Source organism: Cyanobium sp. Maggiore-St4-Cus (assembly GCF_024345615.1).
Classification (GTDB): Bacteria; Cyanobacteriota; Cyanobacteriia; order PCC-6307; family Cyanobiaceae; genus Cyanobium_A; species Cyanobium_A usitatum.
On the sequence record NZ_JAGQBL010000012.1, the window covers coordinates 36,659 to 63,191 of the forward strand.

A 26,533-nucleotide genomic window follows, 5' to 3' on the forward strand; every position below is an offset into this window, starting at 1 on the left:
AACCTTGGCGAGCGACCTGCTGCCCAGCTTCGGCTGGTTGGCCCTGGCCCTGGCCTGCCTCAGCCTGATCCTGGCGGTGGGGCGAGCCCTTGGTGCCCGCTTGCAGCTGCGGCTCTGGGGCATCCCCGAAGCCCTGCTGGCCGGACTGCTGGGTCTGCTACTGGCCCCGGGCGGCCCCCTGCCGCTGCTGCCTCCTCAGGTGATGCAGCTATGGGCCGATCTGCCGCTGGTGCTGCTCACCCTGGTGTTTGGCTCGCTGCTGCTCGGCAAACCCCTGCCCAAACTGGAGGGGTTGTGGCGGCCGGTGTCGGGGCAGGTGTCGCTGGCGCTGGTGCTGGCCTTCGGCCAATACGTGGTGGGCGGACTGGCGGTGCTGCTGGTGCTGCAGCCCTGGCTGGGGGTGAGCCCAGTGATGGCCTGCCTGATCGAGGTGGCCTACGAGGGCGGCCATGGCTCCGCCGCGGCGATGGGGCCGAGCTATGCGGCCCTGGGCTTTCCCGGCGGCCAGGCTTTGGGATTAGCTATGGCCACGGTGGGGCTGCTGAGCTCCACTTTGGTGGGGGGGCTGGTGGTGGTGCTGGCCCGCAGCCGCGGCTGGCTGCTGGCCGATGCCCCAGGCAGCGCACCCAGCGAACCCACCAGCACGGCCAGCGGCGATTCAGGTGGCGTGGCTGCCAGGGCGGCGGCTTGGGCGGTGAACCTGGCCCTGGCGGGCATGGCCGTGCTCACGGGCGTGGCGCTACTGGCCGGATTGCGCTGGCTCACCTCTGGGCTGGGGGATGGCGTTGCCAGCGTTGTTGATGCGCTGCCGGTGTTTCCGTTAGCGATCGTGGGGTCGCTGCTGGTGCGTTTAGCGCTGGAGCGCAGCGGCAAAGCCCATTGGGCCTCTTCAGCGGTGCAAGGCCAGGTGGGCACCCTTTCAGCAGATTTGCTGATCACCGCCGCCACCGCCGGGCTGGATCTGGCCCTGCTCAAGGCCGACTGGCTGCCGCTCACGGTGCTTGCCCTAGGCGGCCTGCTGTGGAACCTGGCGGTGACCCTGCTGCTAGCACCGCGGCTGCTGCCCGCCGACTGGTTTGAGCGGGCGGTGATTGAGTTTGGCCAGGCCACGGGAGTGGCGGCCAGCGGCCTGCTGCTACTGCGCATGGCCGATCCAGACGACCGCAGCGACGCCCTACCGGCCTTCTCGATCAAGCAGCTGATGCTGCAGCCTTTTTTGGCCGGAGGGGTGGTGACGGTGGTAGCGCCGCTGGCGGTGGCGGGCTGGGGGCTACCGCTTTGGACCGGCTTCTGCTTTGCCCTGGTGCTGCTGTTTGGCGGCACCGGGCTGTGGCTGGCACGGACTCAGGCGCCGGCCCCGTAGTGCAGGGAGCGGAACTGCTGGTGCACCGCAGCCATCTGGGCGGCGCTCAACAGCGGAGGCTCGCCGAGTTGCAGGGCCTGCAGATACATCTGGGCCAGGGTTTCCACCTCAACGGCGATGCGCAGGGCCTGATCGAGGCTGGTGCCTAGCGTTACCTGGCCGTGTTGGGCCAGCAGGCAGGCCAGCCGGCCATCGAGAGCCTGCACAGCAAGGGCCGAAAGCTCAGCGGTGCCAAAGGTGGCGTAGCCGGCGCAGCGGATGTCATCGCCGCCGGCCACGGCGGTCATGTAATGAAAGGGGGGGATGGGGCGGCCATGGCAGGCCAGGGCCGTGGCATGGATCGAGTGGCAATGCAGTACCGCCTGAATCTCAGGCCGGCTGGCAAGGAGATCGGCGTGCAGCCGCCACTCGGAGGAGGGCCGCCGCTGACCAGCTGCCGCCTCGAGGGGCTTGCCGCTGGCAGCAATCGCCACCAGATCCTGCGGCTGCATCTGCTCGAAGGGCAGGGAGCTGGGCGTGATCAGCAGACCACGTGGGATCCGCACCGACAGGTTGCCGGAGGTGCCCTGGTTGAGCCCGCTGGCGTTTAGGCACCGGGCCACCTCCACGAGCTGCTGGCGCAGCGCCTGCTCAGTCATTGCCATAAAGCTCCCGCAACCCAGCCTCGGTGGCCGCTGCCACGCCCCGCTCGGTGATCAGGCCCGTCACCAGCCGCGCCGGCGTTACATCGAAGGCCGGGTTGAAGCCGGCGCTGCCCGTTGGCGTCAGCTGCACGGACGTGATCGCGCCATCGGCGCCGCGCCCCTGGATGTGGGTCACCTCCTCGGCACTGCGGGCCTCGATCGGGATTTCAGCCACGCCATCGCCGATCGTCCAGTCGATCGTGGAGGCGGGCAGGGCCACATAAAAGGGCACGCCGTTGTCGTGGGCGGCCAGGGCCTTGAGATAGGTGCCGATCTTGTTGCACACATCGCCGCGGCGGGTGGTGCGATCAGTACCCACGATCACCGCATCCACCTGGCCGTGCTGCATCAGGTGGCCGCCGGCGTTATCCACGATCACGGTGTGGGGCACGCCCTCCTTAGCCAGCTCGTAGGCCGTGAGCGAGGCGCCCTGGTTGCGGGGGCGAGTCTCATCCACCCACACATGGATAGGAAGCCCGGCGCGGTGGGCCTTGTAAATGGGGGCGAGGGCCGTGCCCCAGTCCACCGTGGCCAGCCAGCCGGCGTTGCAGTGGGTGAGCACATTGAGCCTGGCGCCTGGCCGGGCCGCCGCCAGCTGCTGGAAGATCGCCAGGCCGTGGTTGCCGATGGCCTCGCACATGGCCACGTCCTCATCGGCGATCGCCGCGGCCTCCACCTTGGCCGCCTCGGCCCGCTCAGCCGGCGGCAGCGGCTGCACCTTGGCCCGCACCCGCTCCAGGGCCCAGCGCAGGTTGATCGCCGTGGGCCGGGTGGCATTGAGTTGCTCAAAGGCCGCCGCCAGGGAGGCGTCGCCCGGATCGGCCTGCAGGGCCAGCATCAGCCCATAGGCGCCTGTCACGCCAATAAGAGGCGCCCCGCGCACCACCATCGTGCTGATCGCGTCTGCCGCCTCAGCGCAGCAACGCAGCGTACGCGTCGTGAACTGGTGGGGCAGCAGGGTCTGATCGATAACACCGATCGCGTAGGAGCCCAAGCCGCCGTCCGGCTCTAGCCAGATCGTGCGCCAGGCCTTGCCGTCGATGTTCATGGCTGCATGTGGAGCGAAATCAGACCCTGATCATCCCTGGGGGGGTGAATTCAAGCCCCAGGCCAAGGCGCCTCCACCTGCCTCAACAGGTTTTCGACCAGATCGAAGCAGGCCAGCCAATTGGGGGGCTCAACCTCAAGTTCATCGTCGTAACGCAATTGCACCGCAAAGAAGTTGAGCTCAGTGAGGCTCTCGTATTCAGCAGTGGCTTTGCCCAATTCCTGCAACAGATCCAACAGCGCACCCAGGTCATGGGTGAAAGGAGCCTCTCCTCCAGCCACTTGAATCCAGGCCTTCAGGGCCTTTTCCGCTGCTTGCTGGAGCAAGAAACCAATGCTGCTGCCACGAAAACCAGAGAACTCCCACATGCGCCGAGCCTCAAGAAGATCGGCCCGCGCAATGCGCAGGTAGCGACTGGCGTCGGCATCAGCCATCGAGCACGATCCCCTCACGGCACGCCACCGTGGTCACCGCCTGACGACTGGAGCTACGAGCAGCCACCTCACTCTGGGAGTACAGCAATAGATCAAGAGGCAAACGGTGGCTTGAAAGCTTTCGGCTCAGCCGACCGAGAACCACAAGCCGATTGTGCTGCGCCAGCCAGGCATCCGGGACGATGATCAACAGATCTGCATCGGAATCTGGACGCCCCTGGCCGCGAGCCCGCGATCCAAACAGGCGCACGTCCGACTGAGGGATCTCAGCCCGAATCGCAGCCGCGATCTGAAGAATTCGAGGATCGACACCAGACGTAATGGCGCTTGCGGTCATTGGATCAGTCTGCCTGCTGCTGCGAGCGCTGCAGCGGCCCCAATCACCTCAAAGCAGCCGGTAGCCAAACCAATCCGGCACCTGGCTCTGGCTCAGGCCCTCCGGGTGGGGCTCCAGCTGCACATGCCAGCGCTCGCCGCCCAGCAGCTCCAGCTGCTCGATCGCCAGGCAGTCGTCTACGGCCACCAGATCATCCTTGTGCTGCTGCAGGGCACCGCGCAGCCACTGGCGCTTGGCGGCCGCCTTGGCCGCCTGGGGTGAGCGGGCCACCACCAGGCCGAAGTGGTGCAGCTCCGCTAAGGAGTCTGGGCGGTAGGCGCCCAGGTTCACAAACCACAGCCGCTCGGGCCGGGGCGCGGCCGGCTCGCGCCCGAGGCTCACCGCGAAGCCATCCACCGCTCGCACCGCCAAGTAACTGTCCAGGTGCAGGCCCTCACGCCTCCCGAACCACTGCCGCCGCAGCTCCGGAAGCGCCGATTCGATCGTGGCGCCGGCCACGAAGCGCACGTCGTGGAGCTCGATATGGCCGCCCAGCGCCCGGCCGCCCAGCACCGCCAGAAACAAGTCGGCCCGGCCCGGGCTCTCAGAAATCATCGAAACCCAAACGGCCCTCGCGGCCAAAGCTTGCCAATCTGAGCGCAACGCCCCCAGCCGATCAAGCCATGACTAAAAAGGAGGATGTGCTGATCGTGGGTGCCGGGCTCTCGGGCCTGGTGGCTGCCCGCAGCCCTTAGCGCCCTGCTGCAGCGCTCACCCATGGGAGCAATGATCAACATTCTGCCCATCTATGCCCGGCCCTTCTGGCGCGAGCAGGGCCTCAACGGCCTGGGGAGCGGCGATCTGCCGTTCCTGGAGCTCACCGCCGACAGCGGACCTCCGGAAGGCCAGCCAGCCGTGTTAGCCGGCTTCGTTATCCCTGGCACCTGGACGGGCCCTGCACGGCTAGCCGCTGCCAATCACGGCCGGGTGATCTGGGGGGCAGCGAGGTTTCCCCGAGATGGCCGGGCTATTTCGAGGGAGCAATCGAAACCGGTGAACTGGCGGCCGCCACTGCCCTGGGCGAATTAACAGCCAACTAGCTGTGCTCGCGCAGAAAGGTGATCGTGCCCTCAAGCTCCTCAGCGAAGCGGTCGATCTCTTCAGGGGTGGTTGTGAAGCCCAGGCTGGCTCTGGCTGAGCCGGGGAGGCCGTAGAGGCGGTGCAGGGGCTGGGTGCAGTGATGGCCGCTGCGGATGCAGATGCCGGCTGAATCCAGCAGGGCGGAGATGTCGTTGGCGTGCAGGCCATCCACCGTGAAGGCCGCCAGGGCGCCGCGATCGGGTTGCTGATCGGGGGTGGGACCCAAGATGCGCACCCCCTCGATCGCCTGGAGACGAGCAAACAGCTGGCGGGTTAGCAGCTGCTCCCAGGCGTGAATGCGCTCGAGACCAATGGCACTGAGGTAGTCGAGGGCGGCACCCATGCCGATCGCCTCGCCGATAGCCGGGGTGCCCGCCTCAAATTTGTGCGGCAATTCGGCCCAGCTGCTGTGATCGAGGTAAACGTCCTGGATCATCTCGCCTCCGCCCAGGAAGGGCGGCATCGCCTCCAGCAGAGCCTCGCGGGCCCAAAGAAAGCCCATGCCGGTCGGGCCGCAAAGCTTATGGGAGCTGCCCACCAGGAAATCGCAGCCAAGCTGGGCCACATTCACCACCAAATGGGGGAGGCTCTGACAAGCATCCACCAGCACCAGAGCGCCAGCGGCGTGGGCCAGCTCCACCACTTGCTCAATCGGGTTCAGGCAGCCGAGGGTGTTGCTCACCTGCACCAGGCTCACGAGCTTGGTGCGCTCGCTGATCTGGCCGCGCAGATCCTCCAGATCCAGCTCACCGCTCTCGGTGAGGCCCGCATGGCGCAGCACGCAGCCAGTGCGCGCCGCCAGCAGCTGCCAGGGCACCAGGTTGGAGTGGTGCTCCATCACCGTGAGCAACACCTCATCACCGGGGCCAAGGTTGGCCTCGCCCCAGCTGCGAGCCACCAAGTTGATCGCCTCGCTGGCATTGCGGGTGAACACGATTTCTCGCGCATTGGCCGCACCGATGAAGGTGGCAGTTTTGCTGCGGGCTGCCTCAAAGCCTTCAGTAGCGCGAGCACTGAGCTGGTGGGCGCCGCGGTGCACGTTGGCGTTGTCGTGGTCGTAGTAGTGCTGCAGGGCCGCCAGTACCTGACGGGGCTTCTGGCTGGTGGCGGCGTAATCGAGGTAGATCAGCGGCTGGCCAAGGCAAGCCGTTTGGGCCAGCAGGGGGAAATCAGGCCGGGTGAGGGCAGCAAGATTCGGCGTAACCACCTCAAGGCTGGTGGGAGATGCGGTGGTGGTTACTGCTGCGGTGGAGGTGGTGGTGGTCATGGATGCTCCCGCAGCAGCAGCTTTAGCGGATTCAGGACCGCCGCCGCCGCGGGAAGCTCGCGCAACACCTCCTCGCAATAGCCCCGCAACAGCAACCGTGAGGCTTGTTCAGCGCCGATACCCCGGCTCTGCAGATAAAAAAGCTCGTTTTGCTGCAGCCGACTAATGGTGGCGCCGTGGGCGCACTTGACATCGTCCGCAACGATTTCAAGCTCGGGTTTGGTATCAACTCGAGCCCGATCGGAGAGCAACAGGCTGCGGCTGAGCTGGGCGGCGTTGGTTTGCTGGGCGCTGCGCGGCACCCGCACAGCCCCGTTGAACACGCTGCGTCCGGCCCCATCAGCTACCACCTTGTGGAGCTGGTCGAGCTGGCCATCGGGGCCTTCAAAACGCACTTGGCTGTGAGTGTCGGCCAGCTCCTGGCCATCCACCAGCTGCAGGGCCCGCAGCCGGGTGTGGGCCGCTCCCTCCAGCTGGCTGATGCATGGCTCGAGCCTGCTGAGGGCCCAGCCCCCAACCGCGGTGGTGACTTGCAGGGAGCTGGCGGGGGACTGAGTGATCGACAGGTGGCTGAGCAAGCTGGCGCGGGCATCGCCAGGCGCCAGCAGCCCCAGATTGAGCTGGGCGCCGCGGCCAAGCTGGGCCACCGCTACCAAGCTGGTGGCATTGGGGCCACTAGAGCCTTGCTGAATAAGCAGCTCCAGGCTGGCGCCCTCCTCAAGCAAGAGCACCAGCTGCAGTGCCCGCAGACCCGGCTCCGCGCCAGCGTCAAAATGCAATTGCAACGGATCCGCTGCTCCAGCCACCCGCAAGGCCAGACAGCGGGGCGAAGCGCCTTGATTAAGCCGCACCGACCAAGCATCGGTGCCGCCTGTGGCTTTGAGCACCTGCTGCTGCAACCCCTGCGCCTGATCAGCTCCGATTCGGCTAATGCCAGCGGGCAAGCTGAGTTGGGCAAATGGATCGACACCACTCCAGAGCTCGGGCGCCAAGGTCTCTAGGGCAGCCAGGCCTGTGAATCGCCACTCCTCCTGACTTCGGCCTGGAATGGGAGCGCCAGCAAGTTGGGTGAGCCAATCGGCAGTATTTGGCATAACCGCAGCTGGCATCACAGCACCTCCGCAGGTTCCTGGCCCAGGCTGGCCAGCTCCTGATCCACCCATTCGTAACCAGTGCGCTCAAGCTCCAAGGCCAGCTCCTTGCCACCGGTGCGCAGGATCCGGCCCGCAGCCATCACATGGACGTAATCCGGGGTGATCAGATCCAGCAGGCGCTGGTAGTGGGTGATCAACAAGGTGGCATTTTCCGGGCCAGCGAGTTGATTGACCCCATCAGCCACGATGCGTAGGGCGTCGATATCAAGGCCAGAATCGGTTTCATCGAGGATCGCCACCAAAGGCTCAAGTAGCGCCATCTGCAAGATCTCGTTGCGCTTTTTCTCGCCACCGGAGAAGCCTTCGTTGACACTGCGCTCTAAAAAGGCCGGATCCATCTGCACCACCTTGAGGCGCTCGCGCACGAGGTCTTCGAAGGCAAAGGTGTCCAGCTCCTCCTCACCCCTTTGAGCGCGGCGGGCGTTAGTGGACACCCGTAGGAATTCAAGGTTGCTAACCCCCGGGATCTCCACCGGATATTGAAATCCCAGGAATAAGCCCAAGCGGGAGCGCTGTTCTGGCGCTAGCTCAAGCAGGTCTGAGCCCATATATGAAACCGACCCGCCTGTGACCGTGTAGGCGGGATGGCCGGCCAGCAATTTGGAAAGTGTACTTTTGCCACTGCCATTACGCCCCATCACTGCGTGGATTTCACCAGCTCGGATCGTGAGGTTCACCCCCTTAAGGATTGGCTGCTCCTCAACCCGTGCGTGCAGGTCACGAATTTCGAGCAATACCGGGGCGTCTGGGCGAATCACAGCAGGTAAGGAAGGCGGGAAAGGGGGGAACGAACAGATAGAACAGATCGGTGCGGCTCAGCCCACGGATCCCTCGAGCTTGAGGGCAAGCAGTTTGTCTGCCTCAGCCGCAAATTCCATGGGCAATTGATTAAAAACGTCGCGGCAAAAACCGCTGACCATCATCGAAACCGCCTCTTCAAAACCAATGCCCCGGCTTTGCAGGTAAAAGAGTTGATCTGCGGAGATGCGGCAAGTGCTTGCCTCATGCTCCACTGCGGCATCCGGCTGCTGAGAGCGGATATAGGGATAGGTATTGGCGCCAGCTTGATCGCCAATCAACATCGAATCGCACTGGCTGTAATTCTTAGCCCCTACCGCTTTAGGGCCTATTTGGACAAGGCCGCGATAGCTATTAGAAGAATGACCAGCGCTAATGCCCTTACTGACAATGGTTGAGCGGGTCCCAGGACCGACGTGAATCATCTTGGTACCAGTATCAGCCTGCTGATAATTATTAGTAAGAGCCACTGAATAAAATTCGCCCACCGAATCGGCGCCCTGCAACACACAACTTGGATACTTCCAAGTGATTGCCGACCCAGTCTCCACCTGAGTCCAGCTTATCCGGCTACGGTCGCCTCGGCATTGACCACGCTTGGTCACGAAGTTATAGATGCCGCCTACGCCATGCTCATCGCCAGCATACCAATTCTGAACAGTTGAGTATTTGATAGAAGCATCATCTAGTACCACCAACTCCACAACGGCTGCATGGAGTTGATTGGTATCAAACATCGGGGCCGTGCACCCCTCCAAATAGCTAACAGAAGCACCCTCTTCGGCAATTATTAAAGTGCGCTCAAACTGGCCCGTATCGGCGGAATTGATCCGGAAATATGTTGAAAGCTCCATTGGGCAGGCAACGCCCTTGGGGATAAAAACAAAAGAACCGTCGCTGAAAACTGCCGAATTCAGGGCAGCAAAATAGTTGTCATTACTTGGGACGACTGTGCCAAGATATTTCTCTACTAAACCTGGATACTCCTTTACAGCCTCACTGATGGAGCAGAAAACAACGCCATGCTCGGCAAGCTTTTCTCGATAGGTGGTGGCGATTGAGACACTGTCAAAAACAGCATCAACCGCCACGTTGGAGAGGCGCTTTTGCTCACTTAGGGGAATGCCCAGCTTTTCAAATGTTTCCAGCAGCTTGGGATCAACCTCATCAAGACTGGCTTTTTTCTCCTGCTGCTTAGGAGCTGCGTAGTAGATGATATTTTGATAATCAATCGGCGGATAACCCAGTGCCGCCCAATCTGGTGACTGCATCTGCAGCCATTGGCGGTAGGCCCGCAGCCGAAAAGCCAATAAAAACTCAGGCTCGCTCTTCTTCGAGGAGATCAAACGCACAACGTCTTCACTCAGCCCCTTGGCGATCTTTTCAGTTTCAATATCAGTGACGAAACCGTGCTTATACGGCTGTGAAACTAGATCGCCAACGGTTGCAGTACTCATCGAGGTAAACCGACTCAGCTGGCAGTAAGGGCTTTAACTTCGTCTAAGGAAATTGTCTGCTGGTCACCGCGGAAAGCATTGTCCTCGGTGAGAAACAGCATGCAGTGGCACTCTTTACGCTCCCGCATAGGCACGCAAGGGCAGTTCCAAAAGGCTTGGGAAACCTCTGCCTGCTTGTCCTCGTAATGACGGCAGGGGCATAGGGCACCACCAAGCTCATCCTTGTGCTTGGCCAAGCCAGCAAGCACAACCGCGGTCACACCGGGATCACTACAAAAGTAAGTACCGGTGCGCTGCGCGTAGGTTTCAGCAAACTTTCGGATCACCTCCAAGCTGTCGGAGTGCGCCGGCGAGCTCCCTGCGGGGCTCTCAGCGGTCGAACTGGCCGGAGTGTCGGACATGGCTCGAAAGGGAGGGTGATCAGAAGGCGGTAGTCAAACAGCACCTTGGAATCAGGTGCCATCGGCAGCCAGCAATCGGATTTGCCGGCAGACCATTACGAAACCAACGTGTTTCGTTAGGGATTGAGCCTAAGACACCAAGGCCGCCAGCGGGGCCCAATCCCCAACCTCCCGCCAGTCGTGGCATCGTTGTCTCAACCGGCCTTTGCCGTGAGCGCCATTCCCGAAATCATTCACCAGCACGCCGATCCGGCATCCACCCGGGATACGGTCCTCACCTTGCTGGTTAGGCATGGAGAGGCCACCGCGAGCGCCCTAGCCGCACACCTGGCGATGTCGGTGCAGGTTGTGCGTCGCCATTTGCGGGGCCTAGAAGACGATGGCCTGGTCGAGGCAAGTCCTTCGGCGGAGGGTCCGGGCAGGCCCAGAAATTATTGGCGCCTTACCGCCAAGGGGCAGGGGCAATTTCCTGATGGCAGCGACCATTTCGCCCTCGGCCTGCTGCAATCTCTGGCTGTCAACCTGCCACCTGAAACCCTGCAGAGACTCCTAGAACAACAAGCCATTCAGCAGGCTGACGCCTACCGCCACCGCATCGGCGCTGGCTCGCTTCAAGAGCGGCTGGAGCAACTAGTGGATCTACGCCGGCAAGAGGGGTACCTGGCGGAATGTTCCCAGGATGCCGCCAACCCTCAAGCCTGGATGCTCAGTGAATTTCACTGTTCCGTAATGCGCATTGCCGAGCAATTCCCATGCATCTGCGACCAGGAGCTGCAGCTAATTCGCCACACCTTTCCCGACTGCCAGGTGGATCGGGTGCAATGGCGCTTGGAGAAGGGTCACTCTTGCGGCTTTCGCCTGACGCCCTGCCGTGACGACTGAAGCACCGCCACCCCAGGCCCAAAGTCCGCTTTCAGCAGCAGAACTGGCGGAGCTGGAGGCCACGCTCCTGCCTACCTTGGAGCGGCACCATCTGCGCCTTCTGGCCCACAGCCTGCGCTGCCTGCAGGCGATCGCAACCCACCAGCTCGCGGGGGCACTCCCAGGCCATGACGCGATTTGCGCCTGGGCCAGCCAGCAGCCCGCGCTCGCCGACACCCCTTGCTTCCAGGCAGTTCTGGTGGAGCAGTTAGAGGCGGCGGGCGGGCAGCTGCAGCAACTGGCCGCAACCCTGAACCGGGCGCCATTGACCCTAGAGCTGGGCGACCTAATCGCCGCGGCTTGCGATCATCGCCACAGCCACAGCCCCAGCCACATTCACAGCCACATCACGCCAGTGAGCGAAATCCATTCCGAGTCGATCGCCGACGCCCTCAGCTTTTTCCGCCTTAGCTGCGGTCGCTGGCGCTCCCAGCGCAGCAGCCATCACCTGCTGCACCGGCGAGCTGAGGCGGGAGGCTCCTTCATTGAGGTGGTGGAGATCGCCGCATCCGACCCCCGCCTGATCGCCATCGCCGAGCTCCACGGCGAAGATCCCGCCGGCCTCGTTGGAGGCTGCCGGGTGACCTGGAACGCCTCAATGGCGTGGGATAAAGCCGGAGAAGCCCACGAAGGGGAAAGCGTTTTCGGCCTGATCCCCACCGATGAGCTCGGCCGGTCCGGCCTGCTTTTGCGCGACCGTGGCTACGCCGAAACCGCCCCCGTGGCAGGCCATTTCGCCATGGACGAGCGCGATGGGTTACTGCTCACCACCGGCTACGAAACCATGGCCAGCCTGGAGCGATTCAGCTTTGCCGGCCCCAATGTGCGTCTGCGCACCAGCACGGTGGAGGGCCTCTCCAATACGGCGTCGTTCTGCGTGGAGACACGGCTGCTAGACAGCCCGCAGCCTGGGGCCAAAACCCCAGCCCAAGAGCCCGTTTCCGAGCAGCCCCTGTCTCCCCTGGGATGGTGACGAACGTTACGGACTGTGAGCCCTGTCTCGGCCAGCCGAAGCCGGCCGCGGCTGCACTTCTACGATCAGCAACGACGGATGATGAAGTTGTGTGGCCCTGCCCCTCCTGAAATACGCGCCCACTACCCAAAACTCGCGGGTTGACCCGCTACGGGTGGGCTCGGATGAGGACCCCAAAGCCATGTCCATGGACATGGCAATGGATCCCAAAGACCTAAATCTGGTCATTGAGTCGTGTTATCGACAGATTTTCTTTTATGCCTTCAAGGTCGACCGCAACTTGACACTGGAGAGCCAGCTGCGAGATGGCCAAATGAGTGTGCGGGATTTCATTCGCTCCCTGTGTCTCTCAGACACCTTCACCCGCAGCTTCTACAACCTGAACAGCAACTACCGAGTGGTGCGCCACTTGGTGGAAAAGCTTCTGGGTCGCCCCACCCACGGCCGGTCTGAGGAGATCGCCTGGGCGGCCGTGCTGATGACCCGCGGGGTCAAGGGCATGGTTGACGACATCCTCAACGGCCAGGAATACCTGGATGCCTTCGGTTACGACACCGTTCCCTTCCACCGCAACCGTGTGGTGGGCTCCCGGGATCTGGGCGAAACCCCCTTCAACATCACCACTCCGCGATACGAGGCCTATTACCGCGGCATCTTGGGCTTCCCCCAAGTTGTGTACACCGGCACCGCCAAAACGATCCCAGCTCGCTCCCGTCAGCGCCGTGGCGGCTTCCCCGAGGACTACCTCCCCTGGGTACGCAATCTGCCTGCCATGCGCAGCCAAGGCGGTGCATCGGGCAGCGTCAGCATGGACTATCTGTCCAAGGTTCCTTACCGCAGCATCGGCCGCTGAAGCCAGTCCCCAACTAAATCCCCGGGCGGTCAAAAGGCCGCCCTTTTTTATGGGCCATCAGCACCCAGGCCGTCAGCATCTACTGACGGCTCTAGATCGAGCTACCCGAGCCAGGAGAAACTCGTCCACACTGATCCCAAAAGAAATCTGTTGCTGTGACTCAGGCATTCACCGCATTGGCACGCATGACCCTGCGTCAGCTTCGCCAGGTCGCTAGCGACCTTGGGGTGGGCTTGTACAGCCGTAAGTCCAAGGATGAACTCCTAGCCGCCATCAATGATCGCCAGGAGGAGGAGGACACGCCTATCAGTCTCAAGGCAATCGAAGCAGAGCTACCCCCAGCTCCCCGCCCCAGCGCAGCAAATACCAGCGTCGTATTTCTGCCCCGCGATCCCCAGTGGGCCTACGTGTTCTGGGATATCTCCCAAAGCGATCGGGCCTCAGCCCTGGCAACTGGTGCCTCCCAGCTTTGCCTGCGCGTCGCCGACGTAACTGGCCTGCCGGGCGGTTCAGCCCACCCCCACACCCTGCAGGAAGTGGTGGTCGACAGCCATGCCACCGAGTGGTATCTACCCGTACCCCTGTGCGATCGGGATTACCGGGTGGAACTCGGCTACCGCAAAGGCGGCGGCGGCTGGATATCTCTGGCCTTCTCTTCAGTGGCACGGGTACCGGCCCAGCACCCCAGCGAGCAAATACTCGATCAGTTCGTGCCCTTTTCGTTGGAAACGGCTCCAGCCATCCTGCCGACGCCGGTGGAGCCAGCCGATGCAGGACTGCACGAACGCCTTTATCAAACGGCCACAGCCCGCTGGCGCAGTCTTGGCAGGGGTTCTGAGGCTTTCCATGAGCTACAGGCAGCCGGCCTAGACACCAGTGAACTCAACACATCTGGTGCCGGCATCTGGGCCAGTGGCCGCAACGCCTCCGGCATCGGCGGGGTCGCTTCCCGTCAACGCTCGTTCTGGCTTGTGGCTGATGCTGAGCTGATTGTGTATGGGGCAACCGATCCCTCTGCCCGCCTCACCATTGGCGGTGAGGAGGTGCCCCTTTCCGCCGATGGCACCTTCCGAGTGCAAGTGCCCTTCCGCGATGGTCAGCAGCTTTATCCGATCGAAGCGGTCGCCGCCGATGGCGAGCAGAAGCGCAACATCACCCTTGAATTCAGCCGCTCTACCCCTGAAGACAACAGCAACCCAGCCGAAAAGGCCGTAAGCGAATGGTTCTAAATCGAGTCTTGGCACTGAAGCGCTCTGCCGTAGCCCTCACGCCGATGGCAGGAGCACTGGCATTTCCGCTGATTGTGCCGGTTGTGTTGATGCGCTTCGGCCTACCAGCCGCCATGCTCAGCGCCGTATTGATTGGTACTGCTTGGTTTGTGGTGATGCTGCGCACCGCCGAGATGCCCGGCCACCACTAGGTAAAGCCTCAGCTTGATTCGATGTGGGAACCCTGGATTCAACCGCCCAGGGCTGCCATGGCCAACCTTTCGCCGCGCCAACCCTTTGCCTGGGCAAGCCTTATGGCCTTGGCTTTGGCTGGTTGCAGCGCTGACGCCCAGCTACTGGGCCAGTCAGCCCGGCCCAAGCCCGTGCCCAAGGGGATCGAGCTGGCCTTCAACCACGCCGAAACCAGCCGCTACCGCAGCCCGATCAACGGTCAATGGCGTCAGGGCGACGATCTCGAGGCTTTCGTGCTGGCCAGTATTCAGTCGGCGCGGCAGGAAATCCTGGTAGCGGTTCAGGAGCTGTCGCTGCCGAAGCTGGCCGAAGCGCTGGCGGCTAAGCACCGCGAGGGGCTGACGGTGAAGGTGGTGCTGGAAAACACCTACAGCAGCCCCTGGAGCGAAGAACATCCGGCCGATCTGGCCCCACACCAGCGCACCCGCCATGAGCAGCTCAAGGCCCTCGGTTGGGGAGACGCTGTGGCGATCCTGCAGCGGGCCGGCGTGCCCCTGATCGACGACACCGCCGATGGCAGCGCCGGCAGTGGCCTCATGCACCACAAATTCATGGTGGTGGACAGGGCGGTGGTGGTCACAGGCTCAGCCAATTTCACCCCCTCCTGCATCCACGGCGATCCGGGGGCAGACCGCAGCCGCGGCAACGTCAATCACCTACTGCGTCTGCGCAGCCGTGAACTCGCCAACTCCTTTGTGGCCGAGTTTGAGCGGATGTGGGGCGACGGCCCCGGCGGCCAGCCCGACAGCCGCTTTGGGCTAGGCAAGGGCGGCGGAGCTCCCCAAAAGCTGCTGGTGGGGGCAACGCCGGTGACGGTGCTGTTCGCCCCCCATCGTCGCAGCGATCCCCACCAGGGGCTACGGCTGCTGGAGGAGCTGCTCTCGGGCAGCCGCAAACACCTGGACATGGCCCTGTTCGTACTGTCGGAGCAGCGGCTGGCCGATGCCATGGCCCGCCTGCCGGGGCAGGGGGTGCGGATCCGGCTGCTGGCCGATCCCGGCTTCGCGAACCGGGCCTTCAGTGAGGTGCTCGACCTACTCGGCACCCAGCTGCCCGATCACCGCTGCGGCGTGGAGGCAGCGAACCGCCCCTGGCAGCGCCCCCTCGAGAGTGTCGGCACACCACGCCTGGCCAGCGGCGACAAACTGCACCACAAGCTGGCTGTGATCGACAACCGCACCGTGATCACCGGCTCCTTCAACTGGAGCCCATCAGCCGCCCACCAGAACGACGAAACCCTGCTGGTGTTCGACTCCCCCATGCTCGCAGGGCACTTCACCTCTGAAATCAATCGGCTCTGGAAAGGCGCTGAGCTCGGCATCACCGAGCGGCTGCAACGCAAGCAGGAACGGCAACGCAACCGCTGCGGCAGCGGGGTGCAGAGGGGATAAGCGGGAAGAAGTGGGAACAACAACAAGCTCGCTTGGCAGCAGCTCCTGACCAGCGCCTGGATGACCCTGCGGAGGGGTTACTCGTTCTGCAGCCGCTGAACCGGAATCAACGTACGGACGGCCACTGGAGACGAGAGCGAGTCCGCTACTGAAATCGCAGCATCAAGGGACCTTATCGCAAGTATTTTTTACCTGAAATGCAACCAGAATTGAAACCAGCATCTAGGGTGAAGGAAGGCAAATATTCGCAGCGCTAATCCAGGCCTGAACGGGCACCAAACACAAAGGCAACAATATTCATACCTTTTTTAACCCGACCTTTTTATTTCTAGCTTTTTTGATCCCTAAGGCAGGCTATAAACTATGTCACTTCAGGTCAACAGAACAAATATTCAAATTCGACCGGACCCTTCGCGGGTTTTTTTAAGGGCCTTCGAAACGAGTGGCAGGGAACGCATTCAACGAATTGTTGCTCGGGTCATGGCCCTAAGCCGCTCCGAGGCGGAGCGCGAAGCCTCCATCATGCTGGAGAGCTTTGAAGGCCGCCATGAAAAGTTGCAGGCCTTTCTGCTCACTCGTTTCGGCCATGTGAGCGAGCATCTGATCACCGATCGGCCTCTTAACCGCTGCGAAAGGCTGCTGATCGGTGCCTATTTCACGCTGGAATATTCCCTTGAAGCGGCGGCTCTCTTCAATCCGTCAATCGTGCGGCATCCGGATCAGTCGGGAATCGATGAAGGCAGCATGCGCTTTCTCCTAAGCCTACGGGCGACGGGCGAAGGCCATATCTCCTCAATTGTTTTTCGCACTGGCGTAATCGACCGACAGGGAGGCATCGCCCTCGATCAGCCGAGCCCCTTTGTGGCAGCTGCTGATGTGCATCCAAACCCAAGCTATGACAAGCATCTTTTCGAGCGAAAGCTTGTTGAAATGGGCTTGCTTTCGCATCTTGCTCAGCGGCTGATGGATCAGCTACCTGATTCTTTCAGCTTTGAGAAACTCAAGCAGCTAACCAACCAGGTCCTACGCAGTGATCGTCTCGCCAATACAGACAGCGCGCAGATAGTGGAAAGCGTACTATCGCTGGCACGCGCAAACTACGAGCTCAGCTTCGACCCAGGTGACGACTGCTCAGAGCGGGCTATCTTCCCCACCTCTCCTACCGAAAGTCGAGGCATTGAAGATGCACGATTTGTTGCCTTCAAGGAAGACGGTCAAACTACCTATTATGCGACCTATAGCGCCTATGACGGTCAGCTTGTCTTCCCTCAGTTGCTGGAAACCAAAGATTTCACCCAGTTCAAAATAAGCACCTTAAACGGCCCTGAAGTGGCAAATAAGGGCATGGCCCTATTCCCAAGGAAACTGGGAGGCTCTTACGCCATGCTTTCCAGGCAGGATGGAGAGAATATCTATCTGATGTATTCAGACCAGCTGCACTTCTGGTACGAAAAGCGTATTTTGATGCGGCCCACCTACCCCTGGGAGTTCGTTCAGATTGGCAACTGTGGCTCCCCAATCGAAACCGAAGCTGGCTGGCTGGTACTGACCCATGGTGTTGGGCCGATGCGTAGATACACCATAGGTGCGATTCTGCTCGACATTAACGATCCCGGCCAGGTGATCGGCCGCCTCAAGGAGCCCCTGCTAGAGCCAACTCAGCAGGAGAGAGAGGGATATGTTCCGAATGTTGTCTATAGCTGCGGATCACTAATCCATGCCGATAAGCTGATCATACCTTACGCCATGAGCGATCAGTCAGCCACTTTTGCCACCGTATCCGTTAAGGAGTTATTGCGAGAATTGAAGGCCAACCCACTGGAGAAATATCCTTGAAGCCAAGATCTACTCGAAAAATTGCAATCATTGGCGACTATCTGCCAAGAAAATGTGGGATCGCTACCTTCTCACACTCGGTTTATCGAGCTCTCTCCGACGACGCAGCCGACAACGAATGCTTCATCGTTGCGGTAAACGACGTTCCCGAAGGCTACGCCTATCCACCGGAAGTTCGTTTTGAGATTGCAGAACAGGATTTGAGCAGCTATCGCCGCGCTGCCGATTTTCTGAATCTCACCGACACCGATGTCATCTGCCTCCAGCACGAGTTTGGCATCTATGGCGGGCCGGCTGGCAACCATATCCTTACTCTTTTGCGCCATGTCCATATCCCTGTGGTTACCCAACTCCATACGATTCTGGAGGAGCCCAGCGCCGAACATCTGCATGTAATGAAAGAGCTCGTGGCACTTTCATCACGGATCATTGTGATGAGTGAAAGGGGACGCCGAATTCTTGAGGAAATCTACGGGTTGCAAGCAGATCATCTTGATGTGATCCCCCATGGCGTGCCAGACATGCCGTTTGTAGATCCCAACTATTACAAAGATCAGTTTGGTGTTGAGGGCAAAAAAGTTCTTCTTACCTTTGGGCTGATCTCGCCAGCCAAGGGGATAGAAAACGTTATCCGGGCCTTACCTGAGGTGGTCAAGGTGTTCCCCGAGGTCGTCTATATCGTATTGGGTGCCACCCATCCCCACCTGCTACGCGAGCAGGGCGAAACCTATCGCTTAAGTCTTGAGAGGCTTGCCCTTGAGCTTGGGGTGAGAAAGCAGGTGATCTTTTACAACCGGTTTGTGAGCGCTGAAGAGCTTAAAGATTTTCTTGGTGTTGCGGATATTTATATCACTCCCTATCTCAACCGTGATCAGATCACCTCCGGCACCCTCTCCTATGCCTTCGGTTGCGGCAAGGCGGTGATCTCCACCCCCTACTGGCACGCAGAAGAGCTGCTTGCTGAAGACCGGGGCGTGTTAGTGCCCTTTCACAACAGTGATGCAATTGCCGATGCACTGATCGGTTTGTTGATCGATGAAGTGCGTAGACATGCCATGCGCAAGCAGGCCTACCTACTGGGTAGGGGCATGATCTGGAGTCAGGTGGCTGAACTTTATGCCAGCTCATTTGAGCGCGCCAGACTAGAGCGTGGCAACGGAGTGGTGCTGCACTCCCCAATCAAGCCCCTGGAGCAGGAACCGCGCGAGCTTCCAGCCCTGAGGATTGAGCACCTGAAGAGAATCTCGGATTCAACAGGTATTTATCAGCACGCCAAATTCACGTTCCCCAATTTCAAGGAAGGATATTGTACGGATGACAATGTTCGCGCACTGCAATTACTTGTAATGCTGGAAGAATCGGGCGACGCCACGCCCGATGTACAAGCACTGGCCACTTGTTATGCATCGTTCATTAACTATGCCTACATCCCTGGAACGTGCCGATTTCATAACTTCATGAGCTTCGAGCGCACCTGGCTCGATGAAGACGGCTCCGATGATTGCCTGGGCCGCACCTTGCTAGCCCTGGCTGCCTGTGTGGGGAGATCCCGCCGCAATGATTTGCGTCACTGGGCAGTGGATCTGTTTCAGATGGCGTTGCCCTCGGTCACCAAAACAACAAGCCCACGGGCTTGGGCCCTTGGACTCAAGGCTATCCACGAGTATCTGCGCAAGCTGAGTGGCGATCGAACCGTCGATCTGATGCGCGATACCCTCACCGATCAGTTGCTGATGGCCTTCAATCAGAACTCCGCTGATGAATGGCCCTGGTTTGAGCAGGTGCTCAGTTACGACAATGCTTCACTGCCGCACGCCCTGATCCTCAGCGGCCGCTGGTCAAATCGAAGCGAAGCCCTTGATGTGGGTCTGCGCAGTCTGCGCTGGTTGATGGCAGAGCAAACCGCTGAAGCTGGCCATTTCAGGCCAATTGGTTCCAATGGCTTCTACCGCCGGGGCCAGCAGCGGGCCACCTTCGACCAGCAACCACTGGAGGCCTGCGCTTCAGTTTCGGCCTGCGTTGAGGCCTGGTCAGCTACGGGCGATAGCTTCTGGCTCCGCGAGGCCTGGCGAGCCTTTGCCTGGTTCATAGGCGACAACGACCTGCACCTGCCGCTCTATGACGCACGCACTGGCGGCTGCTTTGACGGTCTTCAAGACGACAGCGTCAACATGAACCAGGGTGCCGAATCAACCCTGGCCTTCCTCCTGGCTCTGCAGGAAATGCGACTACTCGAACTCGCTCGCCATTCAATCCCCAAGCCATGAATAAGATCCGCATCGGCGCCATAGGAGCGGGAGGGTTTGGCCTGTTTGCCCTCCAGCAGTTTCTACAAGTTGAGGGGGCCGAGCTGGTAGCCATGGCTGGCACCCATCGAGAGGCGGCCCTCGCCATGGCCCGCCGTTTCGGAGTTACTGAAACCCTGGAGGTGGAAAGCCTGCTCCAACTTGATCAGGTTGACCTTGTTTACATCGCCACGCCGCCCTTCCTCCATTACGCCCAGGTGCGTGCAGCACTGGAGGCAGGCAAGCATGTGATCTGCGAGAAGCCGCTGGCGCTAAGCCTGGCCCAAGCTGATGAGCTATTGCAGCTGGCCCGCTCCCGCGATCGCCTCTGCATCGCCAACCTGATGCAGCGCTACAACCCGCTATTTGAGGCCGTGCGCCAACTGATCGATTCCAAGGTGATCGGCGAGTGCCTGCATGGCTGGTTTGATAATGCCGCCGGCGATGAGGGGCTTTCAGCCGAGCACTGGTTCTGGGATCGCAGCAAAAGTGGCGGCATCTTCATTGAACATGGCGTGCATTTCTTCGATCTGTTCGAAGGTTGGCTGGGGAAGGGAAAGGTTGTCTCCTCCCAGCGGACTCTGCGCCCAGGCTCCGGCATTGAGGAGCAGGTGCAGTGCGTGGTGCGCTACGGCAATGGTGCCCTAATCAACTTCTATCACGGCTTCACCCAGCCGGCGCGGCTGGAGCGCCAGGAATTCAGGCTGCTATTTGAACACGGTGAATTGACCCTGGAGGAATGGGTACCTACTCGGGTCCGGCTGCGGGCCGTGGTGGATGAAGAGCAATTGCGCAGGTTGATGCAGATTTTCCCTGACGCCAGGCTTGATGTTCTCGAAAGCTATAGCGGCTCTAAGCGCCTGGCCCGTGGACGCCACAAAGACTTTGACACCTATCAGAAGATCGATCTTCATGCTGGATTGGAGGCCGAGAAGATGCGCCGTTATTGCGAGCTGCTGCGGGCACTGTTCGCCGACCAGATCGCCTGGATTGCCGATCGTTCCCATCAACGGCTGATCACTGAGGAAAATGGCCGCAACTCCCTCGCCATGGCCTGCGCGGCAACGCAGCTAGCTGAGCCTGGCGGATGAGACCCCGTTTATTTAGCAGCTGCCTGCTGACCCCTGAGCAGCTTGCCCCTTCTCAGCAAGACATGCGAGTTGTTGGCGCCTTCAATCCAGGCGCCGTCACAACGGAGCAGGGAGTTGTGCTACTTATCAGGGTTGCAGAGGCCCCTAGGCAGATCCGGCCGGGTTTCGTGGGTTTGCCGCGCTGGGATCTGGAGGCAGGAAAAATAGTTATCGACTGGCTGGCTGAGCAGGAACTAATTGTTGAAGATGCCAGGGTGGTGAAGATCAGGGAAACGGGCCTACTGCGGCTCACTTCCACCTCCCATCTGCGCGTGGTTCGCAGCGCCGACGGTCGCCAGATCGAGCCCAGTGAGCAGCAAATCCTCCGGCCCAGCCTTGGCTGTGACAGCTATGGCATCGAGGATCCCCGCATCACGCCAATTGATGGTCATTTTTATATCACCTATGTAGCCGTATCCCCCCACGGTGCGGCAACAGCTTTGGCCTCTACACTTGATTTCAGCTCCTTCAAGTTCCACGGGCCGATCTTCTGCCCGGAAAACAAGGATGTGGTGCTGTTCCCGGAGCTTATCGGCGGCCAGTATTTCGCGCTGCATCGGCCCACCACTGCCCATGATTTTTCCCGTCCGGAGATTTGGCTGGCCTCATCACCCGATCTACTGCATTGGGGCAAGCACCAGCCCCTGCTGGGCTCTAGTGCAGGCTGGGATTGCGGCCGCATCGGCGCGGGCACACCACCGATCCGCACAAAGGAGGGATGGTTGGTGATCTATCACGGCAACAATAAGGGCGAAGGTGAAAGCGGCATCGGCAGCTATGGGGCTGGAAAGCTGCTTTTGGATCTCGATCAGCCCTCGAAGATTCTTAGCGCAGGAGAGCAGATATTGGCACCAGAGATGGAGTATGAATGTCTGGGATTTGTGCCAAATGTGGTGTTCCCCACTGGGATCATCCAACAGGAGGATTCACTGCTGATCTACGCCGGAGCAGCTGACACCGCCACCTGCGTAGTGGAACTTGGGCTTGCTGATCTGCTGATCAGCGACAGCAGCCAGAATTGGAGGTATCGGCAGTCACCCATCGGCGCATGAACATTGAACCTGAATTCATTGCCCATACATTGAAGGAATGGCGCACAAGCAATTGCTCGGGGCAGCAGTGTTCAGAGGGGTTCAAGCCAAACTCACACCACCTCAGTTCTAAATATTGGCTCAGGGGAGAACTGGGATCGCTGAGATGTACCAATAACACTGGAAGCCAGGTCTCTATGCAAGCTATGCATAGAACACTTAAGAGCCTTAACCCATGCCTGGCCATAAGATTTGATACGCATTACACCAAGGCGATGCATAATGGCATAAAATCACTAAAAATGCAGAGCATTTAAATTTTAATTGCACGCCTCCGGGGCCCCAGCGGATACCTATTCCCTAGCACTTGCAAAACGATTAATACATGACTGACGCCGATACCTCACCCGAGAATTCTCGGAATAACTATTTAGCAAGCACGGCCTGCCCCCGCCCCAAAATAGCCATAATTATCTTCCCAAATTTGCGTCAAATCTTAATTTCCCACAAGAGCTGATAGAGAGCCATCCAGATCTATTCTGGGAGGTCGACATTGAAGGGAAATGGTCATACCTTAACTCTGCGTGCAATGCCATTTACGGCATCGCCCCCGAAGGCCTGCTAGGTCATTTCTTTACCGAAAGAGTTGACTCTGATCAATTGCCTTACGACCTGCAGATATTTCAGAGATTACTAGCTGGTGACTCAGTAAACAACCACATCACTAAGCACTTACGTATTGACGGGCAGCCTGTTATTTTGGCCTACACCGCCCGATCCCGTCGCAATCAGAATGGAGAGGTGATCGGCACCTATGGCACAGCCATAGAGGTGACAGGCATGGTTGCCCAGCTCTCAGGCCAAGCCCAACGGGATGCCCTCAGTGAGGAAGCCGCATCTAGCAACCTCAATTCGGCCAACGCCCATCCATGGGAAAGACGTCAGCTCGAGCGTCAGCTTGAGATCCTGAAACAGGCAAACAGTCGTTTGCACGCCAGCGCCAACATCGATGAGCTCACCGGATGCCTGCGAAGAAACGCATTCATTGAGCAGCTCGATAAATTGCGACTAAAGGCTCAGGCACAGGAGCCTATTAGCCTGATCATGATTGACATTGACAACTTCAAGTTGATCAATGACAACTACGGACACGCAAGAGGAGACGAGGCTCTGAAGCGGGTTGGAGCTGCATTATCAGCGCAATTAGGAGATCAGGCATTTGCTGCAAGATTTGGCGGCGACGAATTTGTAATCGCCATTCCCTCGCAGTTGCCCGATGAAACCATAAGTTGGCTCAGCGCCATTCAAGATGATCTCCGAAGCCAAGCCAAACGAGTCTCTGATTTTTCCGAAGGCATCTTAATGAGTGCAGGCATACTTTATTGCGCCTCTGGCGTTAAAGTTATTTTTGAAGACGTGATTCAAGAGCTTGACAAGTTGCTCTATGAAGCAAAAGCGAGGGGTCGCAATTGCTTCGTCAGCAAAGAAATCTCGGAATAAACGTCCTACCTCCTTGATCCGAGTCGGACAGGCAAGGTCGCTCGTCTCCCGAGAACAGAGCCCCTTCAGCAGACCGGGCCAGCAATCGCAACAGATCAACCCTTGATGGAGCTGGGTTCAGCGCAGCCGAGTCGGGAAAGAGTGGGATGGGCGCTCCACCCACCATATGTGGGCCTCTGGCAACCCCAAACACCACATCTAGTGATTTGCTCCTAAAGTTCAATAGTTCGGATGGCCTACGACGCCGATGAAGACCTGGGCGAAGACCGGCAGCTTGGCGAAGACCGGCAGCCTGATGAAGTCGTTGGCGAGCTCCCTGGTGTTGCCAGGTGAGGACACCACCCCCGCTGCGCCAGTGGTCTACACCACTGCCATCCGCTGCGACGGCAGTCTGGCCCAGTCCCTCGCCGGCATCAGCCTGCTGGCCAACCAGCTCGGCTTCACCCATGCCCCTGAAACCCTCTACGCCGTTGACGGCCAGAGCGCCGCTTTCCATGCCGACCATGGCGCCAGGGCAGTGAGCCTGGCAGTGGAATGCAACCCCCGCCAGCAGACCGTCTCCCTGGCAGTGAGCGGGCTGGATCACCAAGACACCTTTGAAACATTCCATCAGGTGTCCAGCACCCTGTTTGGCGACTGCTGATCGGGAGCCGTGATCCAGGCGGCCCCCCTCCTACGCTTGGCCTTCCCCTCAATGCTGTGGCCATGGTCAGTGGAACGGAGCGTGCCTTGAATGCCCCGCCGGCCTCCCGCAACACGTCGGCCACCCTGGATGCCATCCAGCTGATGCTGCGCGACCTGCACACCCGGCACGATGAAATACGCCACCGAGCCGCATTCCGCGGCTGCACCAATGAACTGTTGGCCGTTCAGCAGGAGCTGGTGGAATATTTGCTCAGCAAAAAAAGCCAGTTGATGGGCCATGTCGACCCGGTGAGCGGCGGCACTCGCAACTACAACTCCTTCGTTTGAGTGGCCCCTTGAGCCACCGCCCCAAGGTGGTGGTGGTGGGTGCCGGACCGGCGGGGGCCAGCTTGGCCCTACTGCTGTCCCGTGGCGGTGTGGCCGTAACCCTGGTGGAGGCCGGCACCAACCTGGAGCGTCAATTCCGCGGCGAAGCGCTGATGCCCTCAGGGCTAGAGGGCCTGGCGGCCATGGGGCTGCTCGAGCTGATTCCAGGCCTGCCCCACCGGCCCCTGGTGGAATGGCGCTTCGTGGTGAATGGCCAGGAGCTATTCACCGCCACCGAGCCCCTCGGCGGCGATCCGAGCCGGCCCTGCACCCTGGTGAGCCAGCCGGCCCTGCTGGAGGCCCTGCTGAAACGGGGCAGCACCTACCCCTCCTTTGCGATTGAGCGGGGCCAACCGGTGGTTGACCTGCTGTGGCAGCAGGAGCGGGTGGCGGGGGTGCAACTGCGCGATGGCAGTCAGCTACCTGCCGACCTTGTCATCGGCTGCGATGGCCGGGGCTCCCTGGTGCGCCAGAAGGCAGGGCTAGCGCTGCAGAGCAGCCCCAGCCCGATCGACTTGCTCTGGTTTCAACTGGCCAGTCCCGCGGCCTCGCCCTTAGCTGGCTCCTTCACCACCCTGGTGGGGCCCCAGGGGGTTTTCAGCGCTTTCGAAAGCGCCAGCGGCGGCGTGCAGCTGGGCTGGGTTGTGGGCAAGTCTCAAGCCACACCCGAGCTCAGCAGAGAAGGCTGGATCGAGCGGATGGCAGCCTTGAGTCCGCCTCAGCTAGCGGCCTGGCTACGGCAGTGGCGCGACGGATTGGGGTCGCCCAGCCGGCTGACGGTGCAGGTGGGACTAGCGGAGCGCTGGTGCCAACCGGGCCTGCTACTGCTTGGCGATGCGGCCCACCCGATGGGACCGGTGCGAGCCCAGGGCATCAACATGGCCCTGCGTGATGCCTGGGTAGCCGCCATGCGGTTGTTGCCTCTGCTCAGCAGTGGCTGCAGCGGCGCTGCCCTTGATGGGGTGGCCGTCCAAATTGAGGCGGAGCGGCGGCCCGAAATCATCAGCATGCAAACCCTGCAGGCTGCTGAAGCAGCCCGGGGAGAGCAGTTGCGGCAGCAGGGTTGGTTGCGGGGGGCTCTGGCGATCGCCGCACCCCTTGTGGGCCCCGCGATCGCTGCCCACTGGAGCCAGCAGCAACAGCCGCTGCGCCAGGGACTAGCCCAGCTGCCAGGAGCGCCATGATGGGAGCAACCCCGGTGGAACCATGGCCGCGCCTCGGATTGATCCCGCACTTGCCCTTGGCCTGATCGCCCTGCTGGCTGCACCCCTACAGGCAGCACCCAAGGACCCGCCGTACCCATCCATGGACCTGTTGCGCGAGCTCCAGCTCCAAACCTTCGCCTGCGGAAGAGACAACACAATTGAAGCCTGCGGCAAGGCAAGCACCATGGCCGATCCGCTGATGGATCACCCCCGCCTTGGCGCCACCTGCAAGGACGCCATCTGGACGATCCGCGAACGGGCAAAGCCAGCTACCACAAACACTTTTGAAAGGCGCGAAGCTCTCAACCGAGCCGGCCAGGACGTGATCCCCTTCTGCAAACAGCAGACCCGCTCGGTCGCCCCGAGCAAAACCGACACCAAACCCAAGGAGAAAAAAGGTGTGTTCAACCTAATTCCGGGGTCCTGATCCTGGTCCCGGCTGGCTCTCGATCAGGTTCAGCACCTGCTGGGCAGTGCTGTCCATAAAAGCCAGCGACCAGCCGACCTGCACCACCGCCTGATCGGCCAAGGCACAGAGACCATCCTTCTGAGCAGCAACTTCACAGCTGGCTGACAGGCCCAGTAAGGCATTGGTGAGCTTGCCGCGCAGGCAGGTTTCCTTGCCGCGTCGCTGGATCACTGCTTCAGCTGCCAACCGACTGCGCTGCACCGCCTCCGCCAAAGGAAGGGCGCGGGCTCCCCCCATCACTGCCGCCCGGCCGGCTTCTGTGGCCGCCAAGGAGCTGGCTGTTAGCGCCAAGCCAGCTAAGCAAGCCAATCTCCAAATGTGCCCACTGGCAAACCTGTTTTCGGCCAACACCCCTGTCCCCAATCAACTGCCTTCCCTTGGAAGCTAGTCAGTTCTGAAAAGGTGAC

General features: G+C 60.6%; 28 protein-coding genes. 17 read left to right on the plus strand and 11 right to left on the minus strand.

Annotation, left to right across the window (positions count from 1 at the left end; all coding sequences use genetic code 11):
• Window positions 1-4 precede the first annotated feature (4 nt).
• Window positions 5-1,363 carry a sodium/glutamate symporter gene (locus tag KBY99_RS11465; RefSeq protein ID WP_254999163.1) on the plus strand — a complete coding sequence of 453 codons (1,359 nt, stop codon included), beginning with the start codon at window positions 5-7 and terminating at the stop codon, window positions 1,361-1,363.
• Here KBY99_RS11465 and KBY99_RS11470 read toward each other — a convergent pair.
• From KBY99_RS11470 to KBY99_RS11490, 5 genes are read right to left on the minus strand one after another with little or no spacing between them, the layout of a single operon-like run.
• The gene (locus KBY99_RS11470) at window positions 1,345-2,001 is read right to left on the minus strand and encodes a class II aldolase/adducin family protein (protein WP_254999164.1); all 657 of its coding nucleotides are present in this window, start codon (window positions 1,999-2,001) and stop codon (window positions 1,345-1,347) included. The two genes, KBY99_RS11465 and KBY99_RS11470, sit on opposite strands and share 19 nt — an antisense overlap.
• Window positions 1,994-3,094 (minus strand): S-methyl-5-thioribose-1-phosphate isomerase, encoded by a 1,101-nt coding sequence (gene mtnA / locus KBY99_RS11475; RefSeq protein ID WP_254999165.1) that lies wholly within the window; start codon window positions 3,092-3,094, stop codon window positions 1,994-1,996. Before mtnA ends, KBY99_RS11470 begins: the two co-directional genes overlap by 8 nt.
• Before the next feature lie 50 nt (window positions 3,095-3,144).
• Window positions 3,145-3,528, minus strand: a complete 384-nt coding sequence (locus tag KBY99_RS11480) for a HEPN domain-containing protein (protein ID WP_254999166.1) — start codon at window positions 3,526-3,528, stop codon at window positions 3,145-3,147.
• Complete coding sequence (locus KBY99_RS11485) at window positions 3,521-3,865, minus strand: nucleotidyltransferase domain-containing protein (RefSeq protein ID WP_254999167.1); 345 nt, start codon at window positions 3,863-3,865, stop codon at window positions 3,521-3,523. The genes KBY99_RS11480 and KBY99_RS11485 overlap by 8 nt, the downstream gene beginning before the upstream one ends.
• A gap of 48 nt (window positions 3,866-3,913) precedes the next feature.
• Window positions 3,914-4,459, minus strand: a complete 546-nt coding sequence (locus KBY99_RS11490; RefSeq protein ID WP_254999168.1) for a DUF1543 domain-containing protein — start codon at window positions 4,457-4,459, stop codon at window positions 3,914-3,916.
• A 99-nt stretch (window positions 4,460-4,558) separates the two neighbouring features.
• On the opposite strand from KBY99_RS11490, the gene KBY99_RS11495 reads away from it, so the two are divergent.
• Window positions 4,559-4,933, plus strand: a complete 375-nt coding sequence (locus KBY99_RS11495) for a hypothetical protein (RefSeq protein ID WP_254999169.1) — start codon at window positions 4,559-4,561, stop codon at window positions 4,931-4,933.
• Window positions 4,934-4,940: 7 nt separating this feature from the next.
• Here the strand turns inward: KBY99_RS11495 and KBY99_RS11500 are convergent, their stop codons facing one another.
• From KBY99_RS11500 to KBY99_RS11520, 5 genes are read right to left on the minus strand one after another with little or no spacing between them, the layout of a single operon-like run.
• A complete protein-coding gene (locus tag KBY99_RS11500; RefSeq protein ID WP_254999171.1) occupies window positions 4,941-6,251 on the minus strand; it encodes a SufS family cysteine desulfurase in 1,311 nt (436 codons plus the stop codon).
• Window positions 6,248-7,360: a SufD family Fe-S cluster assembly protein gene (locus KBY99_RS11505; protein WP_254999172.1), complete on the minus strand. Its 1,113-nt coding sequence runs from the start codon at window positions 7,358-7,360 to the stop codon at window positions 6,248-6,250. The genes KBY99_RS11500 and KBY99_RS11505 overlap by 4 nt, the downstream gene beginning before the upstream one ends.
• Window positions 7,360-8,163, minus strand: coding sequence for a Fe-S cluster assembly ATPase SufC (gene sufC, locus KBY99_RS11510; RefSeq protein WP_254999174.1), 804 nt, complete (start codon window positions 8,161-8,163; stop codon window positions 7,360-7,362). The genes KBY99_RS11505 and sufC overlap by 1 nt, the downstream gene beginning before the upstream one ends.
• Before the next feature lie 57 nt (window positions 8,164-8,220).
• A complete protein-coding gene (sufB, locus tag KBY99_RS11515) occupies window positions 8,221-9,660 on the minus strand; it encodes a Fe-S cluster assembly protein SufB (protein ID WP_254999175.1) in 1,440 nt (479 codons plus the stop codon).
• 14 nt (window positions 9,661-9,674) lie between these two features.
• Entirely contained in the window at window positions 9,675-10,061 is a 387-nt protein-coding gene (locus KBY99_RS11520; RefSeq protein WP_254937721.1) for a ferredoxin-thioredoxin reductase catalytic domain-containing protein, read from the minus strand.
• 210 nt (window positions 10,062-10,271) lie between these two features.
• Between KBY99_RS11520 and sufR the strand changes: the two genes are divergently transcribed.
• The 15 genes from sufR to KBY99_RS11595 all read left to right on the plus strand — a co-directional run bounded on the left by sufR (window position 10,272) and on the right by KBY99_RS11595 (window position 26,084).
• Window positions 10,272-10,943 (plus strand): iron-sulfur cluster biosynthesis transcriptional regulator SufR, encoded by a 672-nt coding sequence (gene sufR, locus KBY99_RS11525; RefSeq protein ID WP_254999176.1) that lies wholly within the window; start codon window positions 10,272-10,274, stop codon window positions 10,941-10,943.
• A gap of 394 nt (window positions 10,944-11,337) precedes the next feature.
• Window positions 11,338-11,955, plus strand: coding sequence for a phycobiliprotein lyase (locus KBY99_RS11530; RefSeq protein WP_409996566.1), 618 nt, complete (start codon window positions 11,338-11,340; stop codon window positions 11,953-11,955).
• Between the two features lie 91 nt (window positions 11,956-12,046).
• Window positions 12,047-12,808: a phycobilisome rod-core linker polypeptide gene (locus tag KBY99_RS11535; protein WP_254999177.1), complete on the plus strand. Its 762-nt coding sequence runs from the start codon at window positions 12,047-12,049 to the stop codon at window positions 12,806-12,808.
• Window positions 12,809-12,993: 185 nt separating this feature from the next.
• Window positions 12,994-14,037, plus strand: a complete 1,044-nt coding sequence (locus KBY99_RS11540; RefSeq protein WP_254942734.1) for a DUF4912 domain-containing protein — start codon at window positions 12,994-12,996, stop codon at window positions 14,035-14,037.
• A gap of 8 nt (window positions 14,038-14,045) precedes the next feature.
• Window positions 14,046-14,228 carry a hypothetical protein gene (locus KBY99_RS11545; protein WP_254942744.1) on the plus strand — a complete coding sequence of 61 codons (183 nt, stop codon included), beginning with the start codon at window positions 14,046-14,048 and terminating at the stop codon, window positions 14,226-14,228.
• A gap of 57 nt (window positions 14,229-14,285) precedes the next feature.
• A complete protein-coding gene (locus KBY99_RS11550; RefSeq protein WP_254999179.1) occupies window positions 14,286-15,659 on the plus strand; it encodes a phospholipase D-like domain-containing protein in 1,374 nt (457 codons plus the stop codon).
• 480 nt (window positions 15,660-16,139) lie between these two features.
• A complete protein-coding gene (locus KBY99_RS11555) occupies window positions 16,140-17,495 on the plus strand; it encodes a glycoside hydrolase family 130 protein (RefSeq protein WP_254999181.1) in 1,356 nt (451 codons plus the stop codon).
• Window positions 17,492-19,762 carry a glycosyltransferase family 4 protein gene (locus KBY99_RS11560; protein WP_254942439.1) on the plus strand — a complete coding sequence of 757 codons (2,271 nt, stop codon included), beginning with the start codon at window positions 17,492-17,494 and terminating at the stop codon, window positions 19,760-19,762. The genes KBY99_RS11555 and KBY99_RS11560 overlap by 4 nt, the downstream gene beginning before the upstream one ends.
• On the plus strand, window positions 19,759-20,871 hold the full coding sequence (locus KBY99_RS11565) for a Gfo/Idh/MocA family protein (protein WP_254999183.1): 1,113 nt from the start codon (window positions 19,759-19,761) through the stop codon (window positions 20,869-20,871). The genes KBY99_RS11560 and KBY99_RS11565 overlap by 4 nt, the downstream gene beginning before the upstream one ends.
• Entirely contained in the window at window positions 20,868-21,962 is a 1,095-nt protein-coding gene (locus tag KBY99_RS11570; protein WP_254999184.1) for a glycoside hydrolase family 130 protein, read from the plus strand. Before KBY99_RS11565 ends, KBY99_RS11570 begins: the two co-directional genes overlap by 4 nt.
• Before the next feature lie 495 nt (window positions 21,963-22,457).
• Entirely contained in the window at window positions 22,458-23,441 is a 984-nt protein-coding gene (locus tag KBY99_RS11575; protein ID WP_254999224.1) for a GGDEF domain-containing protein, read from the plus strand.
• A gap of 247 nt (window positions 23,442-23,688) precedes the next feature.
• On the plus strand, window positions 23,689-24,084 hold the full coding sequence (locus tag KBY99_RS11580; protein WP_254999185.1) for a hypothetical protein: 396 nt from the start codon (window positions 23,689-23,691) through the stop codon (window positions 24,082-24,084).
• Between the two features lie 86 nt (window positions 24,085-24,170).
• The gene (locus tag KBY99_RS11585; protein ID WP_315857990.1) at window positions 24,171-24,413 is read left to right on the plus strand and encodes a hypothetical protein; all 243 of its coding nucleotides are present in this window, start codon (window positions 24,171-24,173) and stop codon (window positions 24,411-24,413) included.
• A gap of 8 nt (window positions 24,414-24,421) precedes the next feature.
• Window positions 24,422-25,636: an FAD-dependent monooxygenase gene (locus tag KBY99_RS11590; RefSeq protein ID WP_254999187.1), complete on the plus strand. Its 1,215-nt coding sequence runs from the start codon at window positions 24,422-24,424 to the stop codon at window positions 25,634-25,636.
• Window positions 25,637-25,658: 22 nt separating this feature from the next.
• On the plus strand, window positions 25,659-26,084 hold the full coding sequence (locus tag KBY99_RS11595) for a hypothetical protein (protein WP_254999189.1): 426 nt from the start codon (window positions 25,659-25,661) through the stop codon (window positions 26,082-26,084).
• On the opposite strand, the gene KBY99_RS11600 is transcribed toward KBY99_RS11595, so the two are convergent.
• A complete protein-coding gene (locus KBY99_RS11600; protein ID WP_254999191.1) occupies window positions 26,067-26,396 on the minus strand; it encodes a hypothetical protein in 330 nt (109 codons plus the stop codon). The genes KBY99_RS11595 and KBY99_RS11600 overlap by 18 nt on opposite strands.
• Window positions 26,397-26,533: the final 137 nt, after the last annotated feature.